The organism is Streptomyces sp. NPDC048479 (genome assembly GCF_040651435.1).
Lineage (GTDB): Bacteria > Actinomycetota > Actinomycetes > Streptomycetales > Streptomycetaceae > Streptomyces.
This window is the reverse complement of sequence record NZ_JBEZKA010000012.1, coordinates 212,936-236,004: the sequence shown is the minus strand read 5'-3', so window position 1 is coordinate 236,004 and position 23,069 is coordinate 212,936. Positions and strand designations below refer to the sequence as shown.

Genomic DNA, 23,069 nt, shown 5'->3' with positions numbered 1-23,069 from the left:
ACTGCTGCGTGGGGTCGGTTTGCGCCTTCACCGATGTGCCTTCACCGAACAAGTGGTGGGTGGTGCTGGGTTCGGGAAGTCTCCCCGGATGAGTGGTTGCCGGACATAAGGGTTAGATGAACTGGCACTCTGTGGCACTCTGGCCCGGTGTTCGGGTCCGAGGGTGCTTACGGGGGCTTCCGCGATGAGCAGTGACGGTCGGGACGAGTCACTCGGTGGTACGGGCGCTTCGGATTCGGCCGGTCTGCCCTCTCGACAGGTGCCGAGCCAGGCCGGGCCCGGTAGGTCTTCGGGTGCGTCCGGTCCTGGTGGTCCTTCCGGTCCGGCCGGAGCGCCAGGCCCTGCCGAGGGTGGCCCGGAGGAGTGCACCGTACCGTCGCAGCGCGGGGGTGCCGGGCTCGAGTCCGTACCGCGGCCTCGCCCTGAGCTGCCGTCGTCCGACGCCGAGTTGATCCGGCGCACGCGGGAGGGCGACGACAGCGCCTACGAGGAACTGTTCCGCCGCCACTCCGGCGCCGTCCGCGGGTACGCGCGCACCTGCTGCCGGGACGCGCACACCGCCGACGATCTGACGGCCGAGGTGTTCGCGCGGACGCTGCAGGCGGTGCGCGGAGGTGCGGGGCCCGAGCAGGCGGTACGGGCGTATCTGCTCACGACGGTCCGGCGGGTGGCCGCGGCCTGGATGAAAACGGCGCGGCGGGAGCAATTGGTAGAGGACTTCGCGGTGTTCGCCGTGGAGGCCGCCCGTAGCTCCGACGCGGCGAGCGACGGCACCCTCGGCCTCGGCGCCGATGTGCGGGCGATGCATGAAGCCGAGCAGTCGCTGGCCCTGCAGGCCTTCCGCTCGCTGCCCGAGCGCTGGCAGGCAGTGCTCTGGCACACCACCGTCGAGGAGGAGTCACCGAGCGAGGTCGCGCCGCTCTTCGGGCTGACCGCCAATGCCACGGCGGTACTGGCCGGCCGGGCGCGCGAGGGCCTCAAGCAGGCATATCTGCAGGCCCATGTGAGTTCCGCGCTCACCTCGGGCGGCGACTGCGCCCGGTACGCCGACCGGCTGGGGGCGTACTCCCGCGGGGGTCTGCGGATGCGGGCCGAGCGCGGACTGCGCAAGCACTTGGAAGAGTGCGCGAGGTGCCGGCTCGCAGCGCGCGAGCTGGCGCATGTCAACGCCGGGATTCCGGCGCTGCTTCCGGTCGCGGTCATCGGCTGGTTCGCCGCCGGGTACTCGCTCAAGGCCTCCGGGATCGTGGCGGCCGGGGCCGCCGGCGCTGCGGGAGCGGGAGCTGGTGCCGCTGCCTCCGGAGGCGCGGGCGCTTCGGGGGGCGTGGGTGCCTCGGGGGGCGTGGGTGCCTCGGGGGCCTCCGGGGGCGCGGCCGGTGGAGCTGGTGGGGCCGCGGCGTCGGAGGGTCTTGGCGCCCTGGCGAAAGCGGGCATCGCGGCGACAGTGGCCGTGGCGGCGGCCGCCGGACTGATGTGGGCCCTCGCCCACGATCCCGAGCCCGCTCCGAAGCACGAGGCGAAGCACCCGGCCGAGGAGCCCGTTCTACCGCTGAAGCCCACTCCGTCACCGAAGCCGAAGTTTCCGGCCCCGCCCGGGTCGGAGCAGCCCGGGCCGGAGCAGCCAGCGCCTCCGGACAAGCCGTCCCCGAAGCCGACGCCTCTGAATCCCACGACGAACCCCACGACGAAGCCGACGCCGACGCCTTCCAAGCCCAACGCCCCGGCCCCGCCGACGTCCACGCCGGACCCCAGGCCCAAACCCCAGCCCAAGCCCACCCCGCCGCCTCCGCCGGCCGCGCGGGTGTACCAGGTCAACCAGCTGGAGTACGGCGTCTTCGGCGACCACACCAGGCCCGAGGTGCGGCTCGGCCGGAGCAGTTGGCTCTGGCAGCGCTGGGGCATGTCCATCGGCGGCACGCGGTACGCGCACGGGGTGACCGTGCACGCCGCGTCCTCCGTCACCATTGACCTCAACCGCCAGTGCAGCACCTTTGACGCGATGGTCGGGATCGACAATCTGACTCTGGGCCCGGCGGCGGTGCGCTTCTCGGTGTACGGGGGCGGTGGGCGGCTGTGGCGGTCCCCGGTGATGCGCGCCGGAGCCGCGGCCGTACCGGCGCATGTGCCGATCGCCGGGCAGAAGACGTTCCGGCTGGTCGTGGACCCGCACACGCCGTTGGATTCGGTGGCGCTCGTGGACTGGGCCCAGTCGCAGATCAGCTGCCGCTGACCGGTTCCGGCTCCCCCGCGTCCTCCAGGAGGTCGATGACCTGGGTGACGGTGAGAGCGCGGCCCGCTGCGCACTCGTTCTCGTAGCGCCGGATTCCGAGCTCGGCACGGGCGCGCGAGCGGATTTGGTCGGCGTCTGTCTGTTCCGGTACGGAGCGGGGGCTGTCCGAGCGCCAGGTGTCGGTGGCGGCCAGGACCTGGACGGCGAGCGGGAGTTGGCCGTCCAGCGTGAGTACGCTCGCGGCACTGTCGGCCAGCAGCGCGGTGATGAACTCCGCGCAGTGGGCGTCGCGCGCCTTCCGGAGTGCGGCCGCCAGGCCCTGTAGCGCCGCTGCCGGCCCGGTCGCCGGCTCGTACGCGGCGATCCCGGCGTCCACACCGTCGAGCACCGCCGCGAATTGTGGTGGCGGGCTGCCGTGCCCGCTCAGTTCGCGTGCCTGGTCCATCAGGCTGCGGGCCCGGGGTATCTCGCCGCGCTCCAGCGCGATGACCGCGCGCATCATGCAGACATAGGCGCGGGTGTCCTGGACGTGGTAGCGCTCCGCCTCCTCGGCCGCTTCGTCGAAGCCCTTCTCGGCGGCCGCGGTGTCACCGGCGCGGTAGGTGAGTTCGGCGAGGCGGGCAATGAGGAACGGGGCTTCGGCGTATGCGCCGACCTCGCGGGCGAGTACCAGCGCCTCCTCGTACGCGATGCGGGACTCCGCGTACCGGCCGCGCATCATTCCCGCCTCGGCCGCCGCGCTCGCCACCTGCGCACGCATCCAGCGGTCGCCGACACGGCGGCTCACCTCGCGCAGCACGGCGAGGTCCTCGTCGATGCCGGGCATGCCGCCGGGCATGTCGACGACCAGGTGGGTGCGGAACATCAGCGTGACGCCGTACTCCCACTCGCCGCCGTACGCACGGGCGTTGACGACGGCGGCATCCATCAGCTCACGGACCTCCTGCGCGTCGCCGGTGAGGTACGAGGCCATCGGCCAGAGCAGTCCGGGGAAGCGTGCGGCCTCCGGTCCCGGCCGGCTGAAGGCGTCCTGCACACGGCGCAGCAGGGCCATCAGCTCGGCATTCTCCCGCAGCATCTCGGCCGGTCGGCTCTCCACGGCGAGGAAGAACCTCAGCATGACCAGATTCATCCGGGGCCAGTAACGGGGGTCGTCCTCGTCGACCGGGTCCGGGCCGAGGCGTACGGTGCGCTCCACCCAGGACAAACCTTCGGCGCGGTAGTTGCGCAGCCACCAGAACCAGCCCATCCCGAAGACCAGGCGCAGCGCGGTCTCTTCGTCGCGGGTCTCGACAACGGCGCGGTGGACGGCGGCGCGGATGTTGTCGAGGTCGGCTTCGATGCGGCCGATCCAGGGGAGCTGGTCGCCGGAGCGCAGGCGCGGTTCGGCCTCCTCGACGAGGGCGGCGAAGTGGGCGGTGTGGGCGCGGGCCGCGGCGTCCCGTACGGCCGGGGTCTCCGCGGCGCGCTCCGTGGCGTACTCGTGGATGGTCTCCAGCAGCCGGTAGCGCATCTCGCCGTCGCTGGTGGGTGTGGCGGTGACGAGGGACTTGTCGACGAGTGCGCCGAGGTGGGCGGCGGCGTCTTCGTCGCGGACGGCTTCGGCGGCGGGGAGATCCCAGCCGCCGGCGAAGACGGCGAGTTGGCGCAGGAGGGTGCGTTCGGGGTCCTCCAGGAGGTCCCAGGACCAGTCGACGACGGCGCGCAGGGTCTGTTGGCGCGGCAGTACGGTGCGGCTGCCGCTGGTCAGCAGGCGGAAGCGGTCGTCCAGGCGGTCGGCGATCTGGCGCGGGGTGAGCATCCGCAGCCGGGCGGCGGCGAGTTCGATGGCGAGCGGCAGTCCGTCGAGACGACGGCAGATCTCGGCGGCCGCGGCGGCGGTGGCCTCATCGGCGTCGATACGGAAACCGGGCCTGGCCGCCGCGCCCCGCTCGGCGAGCAGCCGCAGCGCCATCGGATCCGGCAGCGGTTCCACCGGGCGCACCAACTCGCCCGGCACACCGAGTGGTTCCCGGCTGGTGGCGAGAATGCGCAGGTGGGGGCAGTGGGTGAGGAGGGTCTCGGCGAGTTCGGCGGCCGCGTCGACGACATGCTCGCAGTTGTCGAGTACGAGGAGGAAAGGGCGGTGGGCGAGGTGCTCGACCAGCCGGTCGGTGGGGTCGGCGGGCAGGGGCTGGGCCTCGCGGGCGATGAGGGTGGTCTCACGCAGACCGAGCGCGGACAGCACGGCGCCGGGCAGGGCGGAGGGGTCGTCGAGGGGTGCGAGCTCGACAAGCCAGGCGCCGTGGGGGGCGGCGGCAGGGGCGGCCTCCTCGGCGAGACGGGTCTTCCCCGACCCGCCTGGGCCGGTGAGGGTGACGAGGCGGGAGCGGGTCACGTCGGCACGGATGGCACGGAGTTCGCTGTCACGGCCTACGAACGAGGAGAGGCGGGGGCGGATATTGCCGTGGCTCCGCGGGTGCTCGGGCGGTACGGGAGCGTGGAGCAACTCCCCGTACAGCGAGGTCAGTTCGGGCCCGGGGTCGGCGCCGAGGCCGTCGGCGAGTGCGCGGCGGGCCTCCTCGTACGCGACAAGGGCGTCGGCCTGGCGGCCCTCGGCGCGCAGCGCGCGGATGAGCAGCGCGCGGAGCGGCTCGTGGTACGTGTGCGCGGCGGTGAGCTCCTGCAGCTCCGGTACGAGGGTCTGGGTGGCACCGCGCCCGAGGTCGGCCGTGATGCGCTGCTGGATCGCGGCGAGCCGTTGGGCCTCGGGGCGGGCGGCGTGCTCCCCGTCGGGCAGATCGGCGAGCGCGGGGCCGCGCCAGAGGGCGAGGGCGGTACGGAGGGTGCGGGCGGCGGTTTCCGGCTCGGCGAGTTCGGCGGTGGCCCGGCGGGTGAGGCGCTCGAACACGTACAGGTCGACGTCGTCCTTGGCAGCGGCGAGACGGTAGCCGCCGGGGGCGCTCTCGACGGCGTCCTTGCCGAGGGCGCGCCGGAGCCGTCCGACGAGGGCCTGGAGGGCGGCGGGGGCGTCGTGCGGTGGCTCGCCGCCCCATACGTCGTCGACGAGCTCGCCGACGGGCACGGCGCGGCCGACCCGCAGAGCGAGCGCGGCAAGCAGCCGCCGGAGCCGCGGCCCACCGAGGGGCAGGACGCCGCCGCGCTCGTCACGTGCCTCGGTGACGCCGAGGATGAGATACCGCACGGGCCCCATTGTGGACCGGGGGCGCGGTGGAGCCGGTGGGGTTCGGGGGCGTGGGGGTGTCTCCCCGGCGCAGTTCCCCGGCCACACCCGCTCGGCGCGGGCGGGCCTGTGGCGTTCAGGGGCGGGGGACGCGCAGCGGGTGGAGCCGGGACGTGGAGCGTGATGTGTGGCGCACAAGGAACAGTCACCCTCCGACCACCCCCGACGCGCCGTAGATCACGCAGTCCCGGCGCAACCCCGGAGCGGCCCCCAAACGGCCACCGCAGCAAGACCGGGCACCCCCGGGAAAGCCCCCGGGAAAGCCCCCCGGGCGCGGCCACCCACCCAAGACCGGGCACCACGACCCCGCCCCGCCCGCCCGCAAGGCGACCCGCTCCCTACGACCGCAGTGTCGGTCTCGGCGGGACCCCTCCCGCCACCGCCCGCTGGCGTGGAGCCGCCGTGCCCGTCCAGCACGTGCCCCTCCGCGAGAGCAACCTCCGCAGCCACAGCTCCGTAGAGATCAGGTCCGCCAGCCCGTCCAGCGGCACCGGTTCGCCCTCCGACGCCGCACGCAGCGCCTTGCGGACCACCCGGGCCTCGACCAGGCCCGCGTCCGCCAGCAGCGGCGCGTCGAACAAGGCGATCAGGTGCGGGAGCGACACCTGCAGACCCTTCCGTGCCGCCGCCGTCGACGAAGCGTGCGTCGTCGCGCCCCAGCCCGGGGGCAGATCGTGGATGCCCGCGCCCGCCAGCACCGCGCGGAGAATCGCAGCGCGGGCGCCCGGCCGGACCCGCAGCGCTTCGGGGAGGTCGCGGCAGGCCCGCACGACCTGGTTGTCGAGGAACGGGGCGTGCAGGCGCTGACTGCGGATCTCCGCCGCCTGCTCCAGGATCCGCTGGTCCGTCGCGTGGCGGGCCAGCGCTGCACGCGCCCGGGCCTCCCCGGGGCGCTGCACGGACGTCGGCCGCGTCGCCCCCTCCATCAGACGAACCGATACTTCAGCAAGCGCCTCGCCCGTCAGCCAGCGCGCCGCAGGACCCGGCCTCGACCAGGCCAGGGCGGCGAGCGACGCGCCCAGCGGACCGTTGGAGAGTGCGCGGCCGGGACGGTTCGCCTCCAGCAGCCGGTCCGCCGCCGTCTCCAGGCCGGTGCGGTACGGCGTACGGGCAAGGCGCCGCGCCGCCCGGTACACCGTCAGCGGGATGAACAGCGACTGCGGCGAAGGGCCCTCGGCGCGTGCCAACGCCGTGACCGGACGCACCAGATGACGCCGCCGCCGGTCCAGCAGCAGGTCCGCGAGGCGCGCCGGATGCGCGTCAAGCACCTGCCGCGCGCCCGCCCCCGTGAAGTGGTCCGCGCTGCCCGCGGCCAGCCGTCCGCGGTGACGTTCCGCGGTGATCAGCGACGGAGCCGGCTCGTCCGTCAGAGGCCCGGCGTCCAGGCTCGCGTACGGCAGCCCCTCCTCCGCCGCCGCGACCACCACATGGTGCAGCCGCGGGTTGGAGGCGATCGCCCGCGCCCGTTCCAGTTCGTCCTCGCGCCCGCCCGTGGCCAGATCGTTGAAGGTGACCGCCAGCAGCCGCTCGCCCGCGCCCGTCCCATGGCCGAGTACCGTGCCCGGTCTGCCCGGCAGCCCCGCCGCCAGCAGCGCCAGCGTGCCGGACGCGCTGCCGCCCGACAGGTCCGCGCCGATCCCTGGCGTCGGCCCGGCCCGGCCGCTCCGGGCGGCCCGCCGCTCCGCCGGACCCATCCCCGGCACCGGCCCGGGATCCGTCGGCAGCGTCTCGGGCGCGTGCCGCGGCGCGGTGAGCCTGGCCCGTACCGCCTCGATCAGTGCGTCGCGTACGCCGTCGATGGCGCGCTCCGCCTCGATCTGCGGCCCGGCGACGGCGAGGGACGCCACCGGCTCGTACCCGGTGATCTCACGCGAGCCCTCGCGCAGAATCAGCGCGTGCCCCGGCGGGATGCGCTTCACACCGTCGTACGGAGTCGAGTCGCGCAGCGCCTCCGGTGTCTCCGGACAGGCGAGCAGTGCCGCCAAGTGCCCGATGTCCAGCTGCGCTTCGATGAGATCGGCGAGCGGGAGCGCGGCGGTGGCGTACGCGGTGCCGTTCGCCCACGGCGTGTGGAAGACAGGTCTCGCCCCGGCCAGGTCGCCGGCGATCGTGATCCGGCGGCCGACCTGTACGACGGCGGTGTAGCTGCCGGCCCAGGCGGTCAGATGCCGCAGCGCCCCGCCGCGCGCCGCGAAGAGCCCCACCTTCAGCTCCTCGTCGCTGGCCGCGCAGCAGCCGAGGACCGCGAGCTTGGTGAAGGGGTCGACGGTGACGACGCGCACCTCGTCGGGGCGCCAGTCGCCGACCGCCCAGAGCGGATCCGGGTCTCCCCACAGGAGTTGGGCACCGACGGGGTGGACGGTGCCGGCGTCGTCGGACGTGCCGACGGCCCCGGCCGTACCGAAGTTTGCGGCGATACTGCTCCAGCCCACCAACCACCGCATGCCGCCTCCACAGGCTGTGGACAAACTCAGACCCACCGGACCTCGGACCACCGGGCCGTAACCGCTCGGGCCTCAGCCGTTCGGGAACATGCTGCCACGAAGGCGGCGCACAGGAGGGGCTCCGGGTAGCGCGCGCAAAAAGGGAACGCGCCCCTGGCATTGGCGATTTGACGACGGCCGGGAGGAGGAAGGGGCGAGCGGCCAGCGCTCAGACGGGAGTAAAACGGGCATGGAGGACAGTCGGCATTCAGCCATTCTCCGTGCCGCACATGTGTGCCTCACCCGTGCATACGACAGTCCGGGAGGCGCTGTTCGCCCCCCGGACCCGTCCGCCGCCCGCGGGGATTGAGGCGGCGGTGTCCCCCAGCCCACTGGTTCCGATACTCAGTGGGCCGACCCACGCAGCACTCATGGAAGCGCTCCCCCACCCAGCGCGGCCAGAGCGCACGGACGGGCGCACGGCCACACACCCGGAGCACGACGACGAGGCGCCGTCGGCAGATCGTCTGCTCCAACGCACAACAATCTCGCCATAGGGAACACCGCCCCTTAACGGTCGGGATGCGGCGAACTACGCTGTGTTTACTGATGTTCTCCCCAGGGGCGCATATTCCGAGGGGTTCGGCCAGGAGCTTTTGCAGCCGGGATCCCTGAGCTGTCCGGAGCTGTTCACCAGGGGAGGACACAGCACGAATGCCGTGCGCCCAGCAGCGACGCGGCGGCCGTCTGTGTGTCGAGGGGTGGCGCATGTCCAGGGAGCAACGCGGGCCGAACGACAAACTCGGCACCGTTCTCGCCCTCGCGGGAATCAGCAACGCCGGCCTGGCCCGGCGCGTCAACGACCTCGGCGCGCAGCGCGGTCTGACCCTTCGCTACGACAAGACATCCGTGGCGAGGTGGGTGTCGAAGGGCATGGTGCCGCAGGGCGCCGCGCCCCATCTCATCGCCGCGGCCATCGGCGCCAAGCTCGGGCGTCCGGTGCCGCTGCACGAGATCGGTCTGGCGGACGCCGACCCGGCCCCCGAGGTCGGGCTCGCCTTCCCGCGCGATGTGGGCGAGGCGGTGAAATCAGCCACCGAGCTCTACCGCCTCGATCTGGCGGGCCGGCGGGCCGGCAGCGGCGGCATCTGGCAGTCGCTGGCCGGTTCCTTCGCAGTGAGCGCTTACGCGACGCCCGCGTCGCGCTGGCTGATAACGCCCGCCGACTCCTCGGTCGAGCGGTCCGTGTCGGTGGACACCGCGGAGGACACTCCCGCCCGCGTGGGCCACAGCGATGTGGCCAAACTCCGGGAGGCGGCGGAGGACGCGCGCCGCTGGGACTCCAAGTACGGCGGCGGGGACTGGCGTTCGTCGATGGTGCCGGAGTGTCTGCGGGTTGACGCGGCCCCGCTGCTCCTCGGCTCCTATTCGGACGAAGTGGGCCGGGCGCTGTTCGGTGCCGCCGCCGAGCTGACCCGGCTGGCCGGGTGGATGGCCTTCGACACCGGGCAGCAGGAGGCGGCGCAGCGGTACTACATCCAGGCGCTGCGACTGGCCCGCGCGGCCGCGGATGTTCCGTTAGGCGGCTATGTGCTGGCTTCGATGTCGCTGCAGGCGACGTACCGCGGATTCGCGGACGAGGGCGTGGATCTCGCGCAGGCGGCGCTCGAGCGCAATCGCGGCCTCGCCACCGCCCGCACGATGAGCTTCTTCCGGCTGGTGGAGGCGCGGGCGCACGCGAAGGCGAGCGACGCGGTGGCGGCCGGAGGCGCGCTGAAAGCGGCGGAGGGCTGGCTGGAGCGCTCGCGGGCGGGCGATGCCGACCCGACGTGGCTGGGCTTCTACTCGTACGACCGGTTCGCCGCGGACGCTGCCGAGTGCTACCGCGATCTGAAGGCGCCGCGCCAGGTGCGTCGCTTCACGGAGCAGGCGCTGTCGCGGCCGACGGAGGAGTTCGTACGGTCGCACGGGCTGCGGCTCGTGGTGTCGGCCGTGGCCGAGCTGGAGTCCGGGAATCTGGACGCGGCGTGCGCGGCGGGCACGCGCGCGGTGGAGGTCGCGGGGCGGATCTCCTCGGCGCGGACCACGGAGTACGTACGGGATCTGCTGCACCGACTCGAGCCGTACGGCGACGAGCCGCGGGTCGCGGAGCTGCGGGAGCGGGCCAGGCCACTGCTGGTCGCTCCGGCGTAGGGCACGAACCCCCTGGTTCAGCTGGTTTAAGGCCGTTGTCAGTGGGCCAGTGCACTATCGGGGTGGGAGGTGACGCGGTGACGGCGTCCGGGCAGGGCTTCGGGCAGGTCCACGGGCATGGCTTCGACTGTGACGTGCTGGTGATCGGCGGCGGGATCGTCGGCCTGTCGACGGCGTATGCGCTGACGCGCGCGGCTCCCGGGACCCGGGTGACGGTCCTGGAGAAGGAACCGGGCCCGGCCAGGCACCAGACCGGGCGGAACAGCGGAGTGATCCACAGCGGGATCTACTACCGGCCGGGGTCGCTGAAGGCGCGGTTCGCGGTGCGCGGCGCGGCGGAGATGGTGAAGTTCTGCGCGGAGTACGGCATCGAGCACAAGGTCACCGGAAAGCTGATCGTCGCGACGGGGCGGGACGAGCTGCCACGGCTGCACGCCCTGGTCCAGCGCGGCCGTGAGAACGGCATTCCGGTACGAGAGCTGGGCGCGGCGCAGATCACGGAGTACGAGCCGCAGGCGCGCGGGCTCGCGGCGATCCATGTCGGGACGACGGGGGTGTGCGACTTCGGGGCGGTGGCGGCGCAGCTCGCGGCGGCGTCCAACGCGGACATCCGGTACGACGAGCAGGTCACTGCCATCGACCGCCGCGCATGGGGCGTCGCGGTGCGCACGGCATCGGGGACGGTGGCCCGGGCGAGGGTGCTGGTGAACTGCGCGGGGCTGCAGTGCGACCGGGTCGCGCTGCTGGCGGGCGACGAGCCGGGCATGCGGATCGTCCCCTTCCGGGGTGAGTACTACGAGCTGGCCCGCCCCGATCTCGTACGCGGACTGATCTACCCGGTGCCGGACCCGGCGTTCCCTTTCCTCGGGGTCCATCTGACGCGCGGCATCGACGGTGGCGTCCATGTCGGCCCGAACGCGGTCCCGGCACTGGCCCGCGAGGGCTACAGCTGGTCGGCGGTACGACCGCTGGAACTGGCGGGGACGCTCGGCTGGCCGGGGACGTGGCGGATAGCCCGCAGGCACTGGCGGTACGGCGCGGGTGAGCTGCACCGCTCGCTGTCGAAGCGCGCGTTCGCGACGGCGGTACGGCGGCTGCTGCCGGCGGTGACGGCGGACGATCTGCGCCCGGCTGCGTCGGGCGTACGGGCGCAGGCGGTCCTGCGGGACGGCACACTGGCCGACGACTTCCTGATCCGCGAGGCGCCACGCACGGTGCATGTGCTGAACGCGCCGTCCCCGGCGGCGACGGCGTCCCTGCCCATCGGCAGAGAGGTCGCACGCAGGGCCCTGACGGCGCTGGCGGACGGCCGCTTGGTGCGTGCGGGGAGGTAACGACGGCCCCGGTCCCGCCCGCGGGGGACGGGCACCCGCACCCAGGCCCAGCCCCAGACTCCGCTCTCCAAGCTCGGCTCCCAGGCCCAGCCCCCAGGCTCAGCCCGCCAAGGCCCAGCCCCCCAGGCTCGGCTCCCGGCGAAGGTCACCCCCGCCGCCGCCGTAGAATCAAGCCACTGTGTCTGAGCTCCGAAACCCCACTTCTGACGACGCCCCCCGGCCCCCCATACGCGCCAAGGGCGAGCCCCGCTTTCCCGGTGGGCCCGCTGCCGATCCCGCCGGGTCGCATCATGAGCGGCGCATTCGCAGTTTCCAGCCACGTCGCAGCCGCGTCACCGTCGGGCAGGCCGATGCGCTGGAGCGGCTGTGGCCGATCTGGGGCATGGACATCGACGGGCACCGCGTCCTCGACCTCGACGAGATGTTCGGCGGACTGCCCGTCGTCCTCGAGATCGGGTTCGGGATGGGCGAGGCCACGGCGCAGATGGCCGCCGAGGACCCCGGCACCGGGATTCTCGCCGTCGACGTGCACACTCCCGGGCAGGGCAATCTGCTCGGTCTCGCGGAGCGGAACGGACTGTCCAACATCCGGGTCGCCAACGGTGACGCGATCATCCTGCTCAGGGAGATGCTCGCACCCCGCTCGCTCGACGGGATGCGCGTCTACTTCCCCGACCCCTGGCCGAAGAAGCGCCACCACAAGCGGAGGCTGATCCAGCCCGAATTCCTCAGCCTCGCCGCGCAGTGCCTGAAGCCCGGCGCGGTCCTCCACTGCGCGACCGACTGGGAGCCGTACGCCGAGCAGATGCTCGAGGTGCTCTCCGCGCACCCGGACTTCGAGAACACCCAGGAGGACGGCGGCTTCGCCCCCCGCCCCTCGTTCCGCCCGCTCACCCGATTCGAGGGGCAGGGCCTGGACAAGGGCCACAAGGTGCACGACCTGCTGTTCCGCCGACGGGTGGGCACCACGATTCCGGACGCGTAACCCTCAGTAGGACCCCGGGCACCATCGCCAGTGTCAGCGGCCCTCGTTAGGGTCAATGGGTGTCCGAGTCGTCCCCGCAGCACCTCCCACCGCATCCGGCGGTCCCGGCGTTCGATCAGCAGCCACTGTTCGACGCCGTGCCGGAGCGTTCCCGGTGGCGCTACAAGCCGCGCCGCGTCTCCCGGCTCTGGCACAGCAAGGCGGTCCGGGCCGGAGTGCTGATCACGTTCCTCGCCCTCTCCGGCCTGGTGATCCTCTCGCTCGTACGTGAGCAGACGGGCACCCAGGGCTTCCTGGTCGGCCTGGGCCTCGCGACGCTGCCCGTCCCGCTCCTGATGGCGGCCTTCCGCTGGCTGGACCGCGTCGAACCGGGCCCCTGGAAGAATCTGCTCTTCGCCTTCGCGTGGGGCGCCTTCGCCGCCGCCCTCGTCGCGATCATCGCGAACTCCTTCGCCACCCGCTGGATAGCCACCGCCACCGCGGATCCGGCGAGCGCCGACACCCTCGGCGCGACGGTGATTGCCCCGATCGTCGAGGAGAGCGCGAAGGCTGCTGCGGTCCTGCTCATCTTCATCTTCCGCAGACGGGACTTCACCGGAATCGTCGACGGCGTCGTCGTGGCCGGCTTCACCGCGACCGGCTTCGCCTTCACCGAGAACATCCTCTATCTGGGCAACGCCTTCGGCGAGGACCAGGAGATAGGCACCTCGGGCCTCGCCTCGATGACCGCGGCGACCTTCTTCGTACGCGTCGTGATGTCGCCGTTCGCACATCCGCTCTTCACGGTGCTGACGGGCATCGGCTTCGGGATCGCCGCGCTCGCCGCACAGCGCCAGAAGATCCGCCGCGTCGCACTGCCGCTGCTCGGTCTCGTCCTCGCCATGGGCATGCACGCCCTGTGGAACGGCGCGTCGTCGCTGTTCGGCCCGCTGGGCTTCTACGGCGTGTACGGGGCGTTCATGGTGCCGGCCTTCGGCCTGCTGACCTGGCTGGCGATCTGGACGCGGCAGCGCGAGCTGCGCACGATATCCGCCGAGCTGCCCGCGTACGCCGCGGCGGGCTGGCTCGCGGGGGACGAACCGCGCGCGCTCTCCTCGATGCGGGCACGCACGATGGCGCGCGACTTCGCGCGGCGGACCTACGGACCGGCCGCGGCGCACGCCGTATCGGAGTACGAGACGTTCGCGACCTCCCTGGCCTTTCTGCGCCACCGGGCACACCGCGGCGCGGCGGGCCCTGACTTCGTTGAGCGCGAGCAGGAGCTGCTGCACCACCTGTGGCAGCGCAAGGAGGTGGCCGCGCCCGCACTGACCTACGCGGCACGGGCGACGGGCCGGGTGTGGGTGCCACCCCCGTACCGCGACTACGGCGGCTACAACCCGTACCGCTCCTAGACGCCCCAGGCGGACGCCGCCGTCAGCTCGGCCAGCTCCTCGGCCTTCAGCTCCAGGTCTGCGACCGCCAGCAGGGCGGGCAGCTGCTCGACCGTACGGGCCGAGGCGATCGGCGCGGCGACGGTCGGCTGCGCGGCCAGCCAGGCGAGCGCGACAGTCGCGATCTCGGCACCGCGCGCCTCGGCGACCTTGTCCAGCGCGGCGAGCACGGCCACGCCCCGCTCGGTCTTCAGATGCCCGGCCGCGCCCTCGGCCCGTGGGCTCCGCACCGTCGCACCCGGCCGGTACTTGCCGGTGAGGAAGCCGGAGGCGAGCGAGTAGTACGGGACGGCGGCGAGACCGGCGCGGGCGGCCGCATCCTGGCGCTCACCCTCGTACGTCTCGCGCGAGACGAGGTTGTAGTGCGGCTGCAGCACCGAGTAGCGGGCCAGACCCTCGCGCTCCGAGAAGTCCAGGGACGCCTGGAGCCGCTCGACGCTGAGGTTGGAGGTGGCGATGGCGCGGACCTTGCCGTCCTTCACCAGCTGGTCGAGGGCGGTGATGATCTCCTCGACGGGGACGGCCGGGTCGTCGAAGTGCGTGTAGTACAGGTCGATGTAGTCGGTACGCAGCCGGCGCAGCGACTCCTCGGCCGCGGCCGCGATATTGGTGGCGGAGAGGCCCCTGTACTGGGGGTGGGCGCCGACCTTGGTGGCGACGACGACCTCGGAACGGTTGCCGCGCGCGGCAAGCCAGTTGCCGATGACGGTCTCGGACTCGCCACCCTCGTTGCCCGGCCCCCACGCGGAGTAGACGTCGGCGGTGTCGATGAAGTTGCCGCCGGCGGCCACGTACGCGTCGAGCACGGCGAAGGACTGCTTCTCGTCGGCGGTCCAGCCGAAGACATTGCCGCCGAGGCAGAGCGGAAAGACGGCCAGGCCTGAGGAGCCAAGGGTACGGAGGGAAGTCATACCTTGATCAACAGCCAGACCGGGCCGCGCTATTCCGTTCACGCCAGGACTGCCGTGAAGTGCTCACGCCAGGACTGCCGGGCACTGCGGCGCTCGATCAGACAGTGAGGCCCTTGCCCTGGAGCCAGGCCATCGGGTCGATGCCCGAACCGCCCGGGGTGTGCACCTCAAGGTGCAGATGCGGGCCCGTGACATTGCCGGTCGCGCCCACGCGGCCGATCGTCTCGCCCGTCGTCACCTTCTGACCCACGCTGACCGACATCGACGACTGGTGGCAGTACCAGACCTCCGTACCGTCCTCGAGCTCCAGGACCGTGCGGTAGCCGTACGAGCCCGACCAGCCCGCCGACTTGACGGTCCCGCCGTGCACCGCCTTGACCGGCGTGCCCGTCGGGGCGGCGAAGTCCAGGCCGGTGTGGTAGCCCGAGGACCACATGGAGCCGGCCTCGCCGAAGGTGGAGGTGATCGTGTACGCGGAGGTGGGCAGCGCGAAGTTCGCGGCCAGCTTGGCGAGCCGCTCCGCCTCCGCCTTGGCCTCCGCGGCCGCCTCGGCCGCCTCGGCCTTCTGCTTCGCGGCCTCGGCCTTCGCCTCCGCCGCCGTCTGCTGCTGCTTCGCCTCCGCCGCGGCCTTCTCGGCCGCGAGCTTCTCCGCGGCCGACTTGGCCCCGGCGTCCGCCTCGGCCCGCTGCTGATCGGCCTGCTGAAGGATGCGGGCGCGCAGGGCCTCACCGGCGCCGGCCGCGCCCGTGTCCGCCTCGGTGCCGTCGTCCGCGGCGAGGGTCATCGCCGTGAGCGGCGAGGTGTTCGCGTTCCCCGACTGCGCGTCGGCGCCGTCGGACATGAAGGCACCCACACCCGGCAGTGACGCGGCGTCGGGCAGCTTGTCCTTGATCGAGTCCGGAAGGTCCGGCAGCGATATGGAGACCGGCGGCTTGTCCTGCGCGCTGGCCATGCCGCCCGCGCCGACCGCTGCGATCACACCGACGCCGAGCACCGTGGAGCTTCGGGCGAGTCCGCCGCGCTGCTTCATGACACGGTGCCGGCCGCGCACCGGACGAACGGAGTCCTCGGTGGGGTTCCATTCCTCCCATGCCCGCTCCGCTACATCGTCGCCGAAGAAGTCGGATTGAAAGGGGGATTCGGGTGCGGGGGCAGGGCTGTTGGACGCCACGGAGGCGTACTCCTTTCCTTCCTTCTCGCCTACCGGGTTAGCTGACGGGTTCGGAGCAGGAAGGTCTCCTACGAGCGCTTCGACCGCGAACAGAGCGGCAAAAGGTACCCGATTCACCCCAATTGGTGGTTCCCCGGTTCCCTTGCGGGATTCGGCGCGTGCGCACGGTGCCGTCTCTTGCGACAGCTGGGACAACCGCGCTGCGTTATCGAACGTTAATAGACACCAGGGCGGGATTCCAAGCTGTTCCGACTATTCATTGAAGACAATGCCCTGGACTTACCGGGACACAAGCAGCCGGAGTCGGGCGACTTGATCGATGCCGGGACCGCACCGCACTTCTGACGGCGCTTCAAATGTTGTGCGGAGGGGTGTCCATCGACTACACACGGTACTGGCCCGTGTCTTCCTGCTCCCCTTCGATCACGCCTACGGTCCTGCGGCGCTCCGGCTGCCCGTCGAGCGGGCGGCTGACCGCCAGCAGCGCCATGTCGTCGTTGGGACCGCCGCCCGTATGCAGGCGTACATCGTCGACGATCGCGTCCAGCAGCTCCTCGGGGCCGGCGAAGAGCCGGCCGCCGAGCCGCTCGACGGGGTTGTAGAACGTACCGTCCGCGTTGCGCGCCTCGGTCACCCCGTCGGTGTAGAGGAGCAGCGTGGCCCCGGCCGGGAGCGGATACTCGTCCGCCAGGTCCGGCAAGGTCCCCAGATCACCCATTCCCAGCGGCAGCGCGTGCTCGGTCGGCTCCAGCTTGTCCAGGTCGCCGTCGGCGTGCAGCACCAGCGGCTCCGGATGGCCACGGTTCACCACCCGCACCACGCCCGCGCCACGCGGAATCTCGGCGAGTACGGCGGTGGTGAACCCCTCGAACACATCAAGGCTGCCCCGCCTCGTCCCCTCACGCGTGAGCGCCCGCTCCAGGCGCCCGGCGACGCCCTCGATCGATCTCTCCTGCTCTGCGGCCTCCCGGAACGCCCCGATGACCACGGCCACGGCCTCGACCGCCCCCATCCCCTTGCCCCGGACGTCGCCCACGACCAGCCGCACACCGTGCGGGGTGTCCTGCACGGCGAAGAGGTCGCCGCCGATGAACGCGTCCGCCTGCGCCGCCTCGTACCGCGCGGCGATCTGCAGCCCGCCGATCCGGTCGGCGGGCGTGGGCAGCACGGCGCGCTGCGCGGTCTCGGCGATGTCGCGGGCGGAGGCCAGGCGCCTGCCGCTGAGCCGTACCACCCGGTTGATGAAGAGCGCCAGGCCGGCGACGGTGACCACGGTGAACAGCTCGGTGTTCGCCGGGGTCAGGGTCAGGGTGCCGTTGTAGACGTGCAGACCCAGCACACTGACGACGGCGGCGATGCCGGTCAGCAAGGTGGCAAGAAAGGAGAAGAACGGCGCGGCGATCAGCGGAGCGGCGGCGAAGAGCGGAGATGCGGTGTACTCGGACGGGGTGAGGAGATCGAAGACCACGCCGGCAATGATCATCAGCGAGGGCAGCGCGAGGACAAGACGGTGAGCGCTGGCGCCGCCGTCCTGCTCTCGCTGCCCCACCAGTGATCTCCTGACCAGTCCAGCCACGGCTGCGGAAATTACCGCCCTCATCCCAGGTTGGCCGCAGCCGCGCCGGGCTGCGACTCTCGGTCGGCCAACCGGGCTATGGCGACTCTGGGGCCGGGTACGGACGGTTGGGGGCGGGTACGACAGTGGCCCGGCACTCTGATCGAGTGCCGGGCCACTGGCTGCAGTAGCGGGGACAGGATTTGAACCTGCGACCTCTGGGTTATGAGCCCAGCGAGCTACCGAGCTGCTCCACCCCGCGTCGGTGAACACAACCTTACGCCATCCGGAGCAAGATCAAATCCATTTTATGAGGCGGTCTGCTCCGAAGCCTCTCCGAAGGCTCTCCGTATGGCTGTGGCCCACGCTGCGCAGCACCCTCGCCGCCGGCCGTCCCGCGACGGACGCGGAACTGCTGAGGGTGCTGCGCAGCGGCAATGCGCGCTGTTCAGCGGCGGCGCAGGCGGAGTGCGGTGAGCGCGCCGCCGGCCGCGATCAGTACCGCGGCGGTGATCGCCGCGTACCAGGTGGAGCTGGACGATCCGGTGCTGGCGAGGGCGCCGGTGGTGGTGACGGGGTCGTTCGCGACGGCCGCCGCCGAGGTCGTGGCGGAGGCCGACGGGGTGCCGGACGGCGTCGCGGTCGGGGAGGGCGAGGCGGACGCGGTCGGGGAGGGGGTCGCGGTCGGGGAGGGGGTCGCGGTCGGCTTGCCGCTCGGGGCGGTGCCGCGCTCGGGGGCGACCGTGATCCTGCCCTGGGCCCCCAGGAACGGATGGATGTTGCCCTCGGTGAGCGACGTCGTCGCCTGCAGCGTGAGCTTGACCGGCTTCTGGATGCCCTTGAAGTCGATGACGCTCACGCGAAGGCGAGTGCGGTGCATGACGTAGCTCTTGCGGATGTCCGCCGGCTGCCACTTCTCCTCGCCCGCGAACTTCTTGACCTTGGTGTACCTGCCGTCCTCGCCGAGCTCCTCGATCACCAGCTCAGGGATCTTCCCCGCGGAGCCGGGCTCCTCGACGACCTCCAGGGTGGTCCTCAGGTCGGAGTCGAAGGTCACCCCGCCCTTGAGCTGGTGGACGATGTCGACGTTGCCCGTCGTGCCGGGCTTGATGGGAGCGTTCTCGTCGGTCTCGAGCGTCATGGAGGCGGGCCCGGTGCTGATCTTCGGGCTGGCCTCGAAGACCAGGGTGTCGTCGTTCTGGCGCTGGGTGTTCTCGGCCAGGTCGTCGGCCAGGAGCTTCAGATTGCCGTTGTTGGAGGGGTAGTTCTTGCCGAGGCCGACGGAGACCTTCCAGCTCAGCTCACCCTTGGCGGGCACCGAGAACGGGGCGTTCCTGCCCTTCTCGGCCGGGTAGAAAAAGCCCTGCGCGCCCGCGTCCTGCTGCCCGACGAACTCGTCCGTGGCCGGGGCGTTCACCGGCTGCACGTCGAAGATGAGGTGCGATGCCGCGATGGGGCTCGCGCCGTCCGTGTCGCCGACCATCCACGGCTGGAAGTCCACCGCCTTGTCCGCGGAGTTCTTCACGGTGAACGTGAAGGTCTCGCTCGCCCCGCCGCGGGTCAGCGGCCCGGACGGCGCCGGGGTGCCCAGCTCGATGGTGAGGGGCTTGCTCGAGGCCACCGGGGCGGCGTGGGCGCTGAGCGGGACAAGGGTGGTGCCGACGACGGCGGCGACGGTGAGCGCGGCGGCGGAGACGAAGCGAACGGACATGGTGGACTCCCCCCAAGGAATCGACTAGGGGCCGGACTGCCGGTGGATGGGCGACAGTCGGCCGTGCGTAAGAGCAGCGCGGCACAGCGCCGCTGCAGACGGTGAAGCGAGATGAGCGAGATGAGCGAGACAAGAGAAATGAGCGGTGAGCTCGCAGAGCGCACTGGATGAGAGTTCGCCTTCTGTCCGGCCCTGCACGGTCCCGGCTTGCGGCGATGTGCATATCTTCACCGCTCAAGATCGGCCGGGCAATCCCCGTACTGTCACCGCTTCGCAACAGCGTCCGGAAGGCGAAAATCCGCCTCTGACCTGGGAGTTGCCTCCAGTCGTCGGGTCCGGCTACGCAGGGGGCAGCAGCCGCGCGGCCCGCATCTGCAGGTAGCGCGTCTCCGGGACGCTGAGCGTGCGCTGTGCCGCCAACCGGTAGGCGGCTCGGGCGCCTTCGGCATCACCGGCCTTCTCCAGCAGGTGTGCCCGTACGGCGTCGAGCCGATGGTGCCCCGCCAACCGGTCCTCCAGCTCGGCGACTTCGGATAGCCCGGCCTCGGGGCCGTGCACCATGGCAACGGCCACGGCGCGGCCGAGCTCGGCCATCGGCTCGGGGGCGCGGCGTACGAGGATGTCGTACAGAGCGAGGATCTGCGGCCAGTCGGTGTCCTCGGCACGAGCCGCCTCGTCGTGCAGCGCCGCGATCGCCGCCTGCAGCTGGTAGGCCCCGGCCGGCCCCTCGGACAGTGCCTCCTCCACCAGCGCGCTGCCCTCGGCGATCGCCTTCCCGTCCCAACGGCTGCGGTCCTGCTCGTCGAGCGGAACCAGTTCGCCGTGCGGTCCGGTGCGGGCCGCGCTGCGCGCGTCGGTGAGCAGCATCAGCGCCAGCAGCCCGGTCACCGCCCCCTCCTGCGGCAGGAGCCGGCGTACGGCCCGGGTCAGCCGGATCGCTTCGGCGGCGAGATCAGCGCGGTGCAGATCGCTGCCGGAGGTCGCCGTATAGCCCTCGTTGAAGATCAGGTAGAGCACCTGCAGCACGGCCGCGAGCCGCTGATCGCGGTCCTCGCGCCCCGGCTGCCGGAACGGCACTCCCTTGACCTTCTGCTTGGCCCGGCTGATGCGCTGCGCCATGGTCGCCTCCGGCACAAGATGCGCACGGGCGATCTCGGCCGTGGTCAGCCCCCCGACGGCACGCAGGGTGAGCGCGACCTGCGCGGCCGGGGTGAGCGCGGGGTGACAGCACAGGAAGAGCAGGGTGAGAGTGTCGTCCTCGGACGGTGCGCGGCTCTCTCCGGGCGCAGGCGCCGTGAAGGCGTCTCGAGGCGTCAGCGCCGCGACCGTCTCCTCACGTCTGCGCCGGGCCTCGTCACTGCGCAGCGCTTCCGTGAGCCGACGGGACGCGACCTTGATCAGCCAACCGCGCGGATTGTCGGGCCGGCCCGCATCGGGCCACTGCTGCGCGGCCGCGAGCAGCGCCTCCTGTACGGAGTCCTCGGCCAGATCGAAGTGCCCGTACCGGCGCACCAGCGCGCCAAGGACCTGCGGCGCGTGCAGGCGCAGCAGGTCCTCGATGCCGGTCGTACCTCTCACACACAGCCTCCGCCGTCCTGGATGGGCCGGATGACCACCGGATAGGGGGGAGCCCCCTCGGGCGCCGGGCACGTCGCGACGCGCGCGGCGATCTCGGTGACCCGCTCCAGGCTCTCGCAGTCGAGAACCCAGTACCCGGCGAGCAGTTCCTTGGTCTCTCCGTACGGACCGTCCGTGATCACGGGCTTCCCGTCCTTGCCGGCACTGACGCAGCGGGTCTGCGCGGGCTCGGCCAGGCCGTTCCCGTCGACGAGCTCGCCCGACTCGGAGAGGTCGTTGTTGACCTCGCCCATGAAGGCGAACATCGCCTGCAGATCCTTCTCGCTCCAGGCCGGGCTGTGCGCGGACGCCTGGCCGCGCATGGCCTCGTAGTCGGCCTGCGAGCCCTGGACCATCACCAGATACTTCATGGTTTCGCTCCCTCGGATGCGTTGCCGCCCCTTGCGGGCAACTTTCACAGGAGACGTCGCGGCCGATGACGGATTCTCGACACCTCGCGGAGAAATTTTCCGGAACTACTCGTCAGGACCACTCGCCCGGAACGTCGTCCGGGGTGTCCGGGCGGCCCGGCCTGTGGGAGTCGTCCCGCAGGACCGGCTTGTGGAGTCATCCCCCGTTTCGCCCGTTCGGCCCGGCCGGACGTGCCCTCTCCGTGGCCATGAGCGGAAATGGATCAGGAGGCAGCAGCCCTCGGCGGCTACCGCACTGACGCAGGAGCACGGATGACGAACTCGTCGGAACCGCGGCAGGAACCGTCACCGGAACCTGCGCCGGAGGGCTCGGCGGCGGGCGGTCGGCCGCAGGGTTCGGCGGCGGGCGGTTCGGCGGCGGCGCGGATCGCGAGGAAGGTGTCATCGGCAGTCCTCATCGTCCTCACGTGCATTCTCGTCCCGGTGTCCGTAGTGACGGTCTGGGTGCACGACATCGTGCTCGACACCGACCGGTACGTCGCCACGGTCGCTCCCCTGGCGAGCAATCCGGCGATCCAGGACGCCGCGGTGAATCGCGCCGTCCAGGCGGTGGACGTCCGCTTCGACGCCAAGGAATTCACTACCAATGTGGCTGACTGGCTTCAGTCGCAGGGACTGCCGCCCCTCGCCGCGCAAGCAGTCAAGAGTTTCGCTCCGCAGGTGGCTTCCGCCGTCAACGAGGCGGTCGAGAAGGTTGCCCGCCGCTTCGTCGAGAGCGACCGGTTCAAGAAGGTGTGGACCACCGCCAACCGGATCGGCCACAACGCCGTCGATCACGCGCTCACCGGCAAGGGGCGCGGAGCGGTCGGCGTCGACGAAGGAACCGTCACCCTCAATGTCGGCACTGCCGTGGAGACCATCAAGAAGGACCTCGTCGACGCGGGACTGAAACCGGCCTCGAAGATTCCCACCGTCAACAAGCAACTGGTCCTCTTCAAGTCCGACGAGCTCGCCAAGGTCCAGAACGCCGCGCGTGCGCTCGATGTGATCGGCAACTGGATGCCGATCATCACCGTGCTCCTCGGTGCGGCCGGTGTGCTGCTCGCCCATCACCGCAGGCGCGCCCTGGCCAAGACCGCCCTCGGTGCCGCCCTGGCCTGCCTGATCTTTGTCATCGCCCTGGTCGTCGGCCGTAGCTACTACCTCAGCCACCTGCCGCCCCAGGTGCTGTCCCACGCCGCCGCCGGAGCGGTCTACGACACGCTTCTGCACTTCCTGCGCATCACACTCCGCACCGTGATCGTGCTTGGCGTGATCATCGCTGTCGGCGCGTACCTGATCGGACCCGGCCGACTGCCCCGCGCGGTGCGGGGCACGGCCGACCGCACCGCCGACTCCGTGGCGGGCTGGGGCTATTCGCACGGAGTGCACACCGGCGAAGTGGGCACCTGGACGGAGAGCCACCGCCGCTGGATCAACGTCGGCCTGCTTCTCGTACTGGCCCTGATCTTCGCCCTGTGGAACCACCCCACGGCGCTGACCGTACTGCTCCTGGTCCTGATCCTCCTCGCGGCCCTCGCCGTGACCTCTCTGCTGGCCGCGACGGGCCGCCGGACACAAGCGCCGAAGGACACCGGCACCCGCAGCGGGTGATGCGGGGTGGGGCGGAGCATCGCCTTCCATGGGTGAGCGCCGGACCACCGGAAGCGGCTTTTTCACCCGTTTCGGATGATGCCCACTCACCCGCCTCAGCCGGAAGCACCAGTGCGCGAAACCCACCGCCGGCCGACCGCCCGACGCGCTGCCGCTCATCGGCGCCGGGCCGCCTGCCTGGCGATCATGAACATGCGCGGTGAAGATTGACGTGTCGGCCCAAGTGCCGTCGGCACGTTACCTACGGTTCGCACGATAC

14 protein-coding genes, 1 tRNA gene and 1 riboswitch are annotated in these 23,069 nt (G+C 71.7%); of the genes, 6 read left to right on the top strand and 9 right to left on the bottom strand.

Annotation, left to right across the window (positions count from 1 at the left end):
- Nucleotides 1-184: 184 nt before the first annotated feature.
- Complete coding sequence (locus AB0D12_RS20810) at nucleotides 185-2,230, top strand: sigma-70 family RNA polymerase sigma factor (protein WP_362684633.1); 2,046 nt, start codon at nucleotides 185-187, stop codon at nucleotides 2,228-2,230.
- Here the strand turns inward: AB0D12_RS20810 and AB0D12_RS20805 are convergent.
- Together AB0D12_RS20805 and AB0D12_RS20800 are read right to left on the bottom strand one after the other, a co-directional pair.
- On the bottom strand, nucleotides 2,217-5,414 hold the full coding sequence (locus AB0D12_RS20805) for a BTAD domain-containing putative transcriptional regulator (protein WP_362684630.1): 3,198 nt from the start codon (nucleotides 5,412-5,414) through the stop codon (nucleotides 2,217-2,219). The genes AB0D12_RS20810 and AB0D12_RS20805 overlap by 14 nt on opposite strands.
- 377 nt (nucleotides 5,415-5,791) lie before the next feature.
- Nucleotides 5,792-7,897, bottom strand: coding sequence for an asparagine synthase-related protein (locus AB0D12_RS20800; protein WP_362684627.1), 2,106 nt, complete (start codon nucleotides 7,895-7,897; stop codon nucleotides 5,792-5,794).
- A 747-nt stretch (nucleotides 7,898-8,644) separates the two neighbouring features.
- Here AB0D12_RS20800 and AB0D12_RS20795 point away from each other — a divergent pair.
- From AB0D12_RS20795 to AB0D12_RS20780, 4 genes are all read left to right on the top strand, one after another.
- Nucleotides 8,645-10,069: an MFS transporter gene (locus tag AB0D12_RS20795; RefSeq protein WP_362684625.1), complete on the top strand. Its 1,425-nt coding sequence runs from the start codon at nucleotides 8,645-8,647 to the stop codon at nucleotides 10,067-10,069.
- Nucleotides 10,070-10,146: 77 nt separating this feature from the next.
- Nucleotides 10,147-11,403, top strand: coding sequence for an L-2-hydroxyglutarate oxidase (lhgO, locus tag AB0D12_RS20790; RefSeq protein WP_362684622.1), 1,257 nt, complete (start codon nucleotides 10,147-10,149; stop codon nucleotides 11,401-11,403).
- 178 nt (nucleotides 11,404-11,581) lie between these two features.
- Nucleotides 11,582-12,388, top strand: a complete 807-nt coding sequence (gene trmB, locus AB0D12_RS20785) for a tRNA (guanosine(46)-N7)-methyltransferase TrmB (RefSeq protein ID WP_362684619.1) — start codon at nucleotides 11,582-11,584, stop codon at nucleotides 12,386-12,388.
- Between the two features lie 59 nt (nucleotides 12,389-12,447).
- A complete protein-coding gene (locus tag AB0D12_RS20780) occupies nucleotides 12,448-13,782 on the top strand; it encodes a PrsW family intramembrane metalloprotease (protein WP_362684616.1) in 1,335 nt (444 codons plus the stop codon).
- Here AB0D12_RS20780 and AB0D12_RS20775 read toward each other — a convergent pair.
- The 7 genes from AB0D12_RS20775 to AB0D12_RS20745 all read right to left on the bottom strand — a co-directional run bounded on the left by AB0D12_RS20775 (nucleotide 13,779) and on the right by AB0D12_RS20745 (nucleotide 21,157).
- A complete protein-coding gene (locus AB0D12_RS20775) occupies nucleotides 13,779-14,732 on the bottom strand; it encodes an aldo/keto reductase (RefSeq protein WP_362684613.1) in 954 nt (317 codons plus the stop codon). The two genes, AB0D12_RS20780 and AB0D12_RS20775, sit on opposite strands and share 4 nt — an antisense overlap.
- Nucleotides 14,733-14,829: 97 nt before the next feature.
- Nucleotides 14,830-15,903 (bottom strand): M23 family metallopeptidase, encoded by a 1,074-nt coding sequence (locus tag AB0D12_RS20770; RefSeq protein ID WP_362684610.1) that lies wholly within the window; start codon nucleotides 15,901-15,903, stop codon nucleotides 14,830-14,832.
- Nucleotides 15,904-15,914: 11 nt separating this feature from the next.
- Nucleotides 15,915-16,070, bottom strand: a riboswitch (cyclic di-AMP (ydaO/yuaA leader).
- 215 nt (nucleotides 16,071-16,285) lie between these two features.
- Nucleotides 16,286-17,452 carry a PP2C family protein-serine/threonine phosphatase gene (locus AB0D12_RS20765; RefSeq protein WP_362684607.1) on the bottom strand — a complete coding sequence of 389 codons (1,167 nt, stop codon included), beginning with the start codon at nucleotides 17,450-17,452 and terminating at the stop codon, nucleotides 16,286-16,288.
- A gap of 194 nt (nucleotides 17,453-17,646) precedes the next feature.
- Nucleotides 17,647-17,720, bottom strand: a tRNA-Met gene (locus AB0D12_RS20760).
- A gap of 186 nt (nucleotides 17,721-17,906) precedes the next feature.
- On the bottom strand, nucleotides 17,907-19,169 hold the full coding sequence (locus tag AB0D12_RS20755) for a hypothetical protein (protein ID WP_362684604.1): 1,263 nt from the start codon (nucleotides 19,167-19,169) through the stop codon (nucleotides 17,907-17,909).
- A 339-nt stretch (nucleotides 19,170-19,508) separates the two neighbouring features.
- Nucleotides 19,509-20,747 (bottom strand): sigma-70 family RNA polymerase sigma factor, encoded by a 1,239-nt coding sequence (locus AB0D12_RS20750; RefSeq protein ID WP_362684602.1) that lies wholly within the window; start codon nucleotides 20,745-20,747, stop codon nucleotides 19,509-19,511.
- Entirely contained in the window at nucleotides 20,744-21,157 is a 414-nt protein-coding gene (locus AB0D12_RS20745; protein WP_362684599.1) for a YciI family protein, read from the bottom strand. Before AB0D12_RS20745 ends, AB0D12_RS20750 begins: the two co-directional genes overlap by 4 nt.
- 312 nt (nucleotides 21,158-21,469) lie before the next feature.
- On the opposite strand from AB0D12_RS20745, the gene AB0D12_RS20740 reads away from it, so the two are divergent.
- A complete protein-coding gene (locus AB0D12_RS20740) occupies nucleotides 21,470-22,810 on the top strand; it encodes a hypothetical protein (protein ID WP_362684596.1) in 1,341 nt (446 codons plus the stop codon).
- Nucleotides 22,811-23,069 lie beyond the last annotated feature (259 nt).

Excerpts from the sequence above, each read along its gene's own strand:
- AB0D12_RS20755 (WP_362684604.1), bottom strand. The coding sequence starts at position 19,169 with ATGTCCGTTCGCTTCGTCTCCGCCGCCGCGCTCACCGTCGCCGCCGTC.
- AB0D12_RS20810 (WP_362684633.1), top strand. The coding sequence starts at position 185 with ATGAGCAGTGACGGTCGGGACGAGTCACTCGGTGGTACGGGCGCTTCG.
- AB0D12_RS20800 (WP_362684627.1), bottom strand. The coding sequence starts at position 7,897 with ATGCGGTGGTTGGTGGGCTGGAGCAGTATCGCCGCAAACTTCGGTACG.
- AB0D12_RS20795 (WP_362684625.1), top strand. The coding sequence starts at position 8,645 with ATGTCCAGGGAGCAACGCGGGCCGAACGACAAACTCGGCACCGTTCTC.
- AB0D12_RS20740 (WP_362684596.1), top strand. The coding sequence starts at position 21,470 with ATGACGAACTCGTCGGAACCGCGGCAGGAACCGTCACCGGAACCTGCG.
- AB0D12_RS20745 (WP_362684599.1), bottom strand. The coding sequence starts at position 21,157 with ATGAAGTATCTGGTGATGGTCCAGGGCTCGCAGGCCGACTACGAGGCC.
- AB0D12_RS20775 (WP_362684613.1), bottom strand. The coding sequence starts at position 14,732 with ATGACTTCCCTCCGTACCCTTGGCTCCTCAGGCCTGGCCGTCTTTCCG.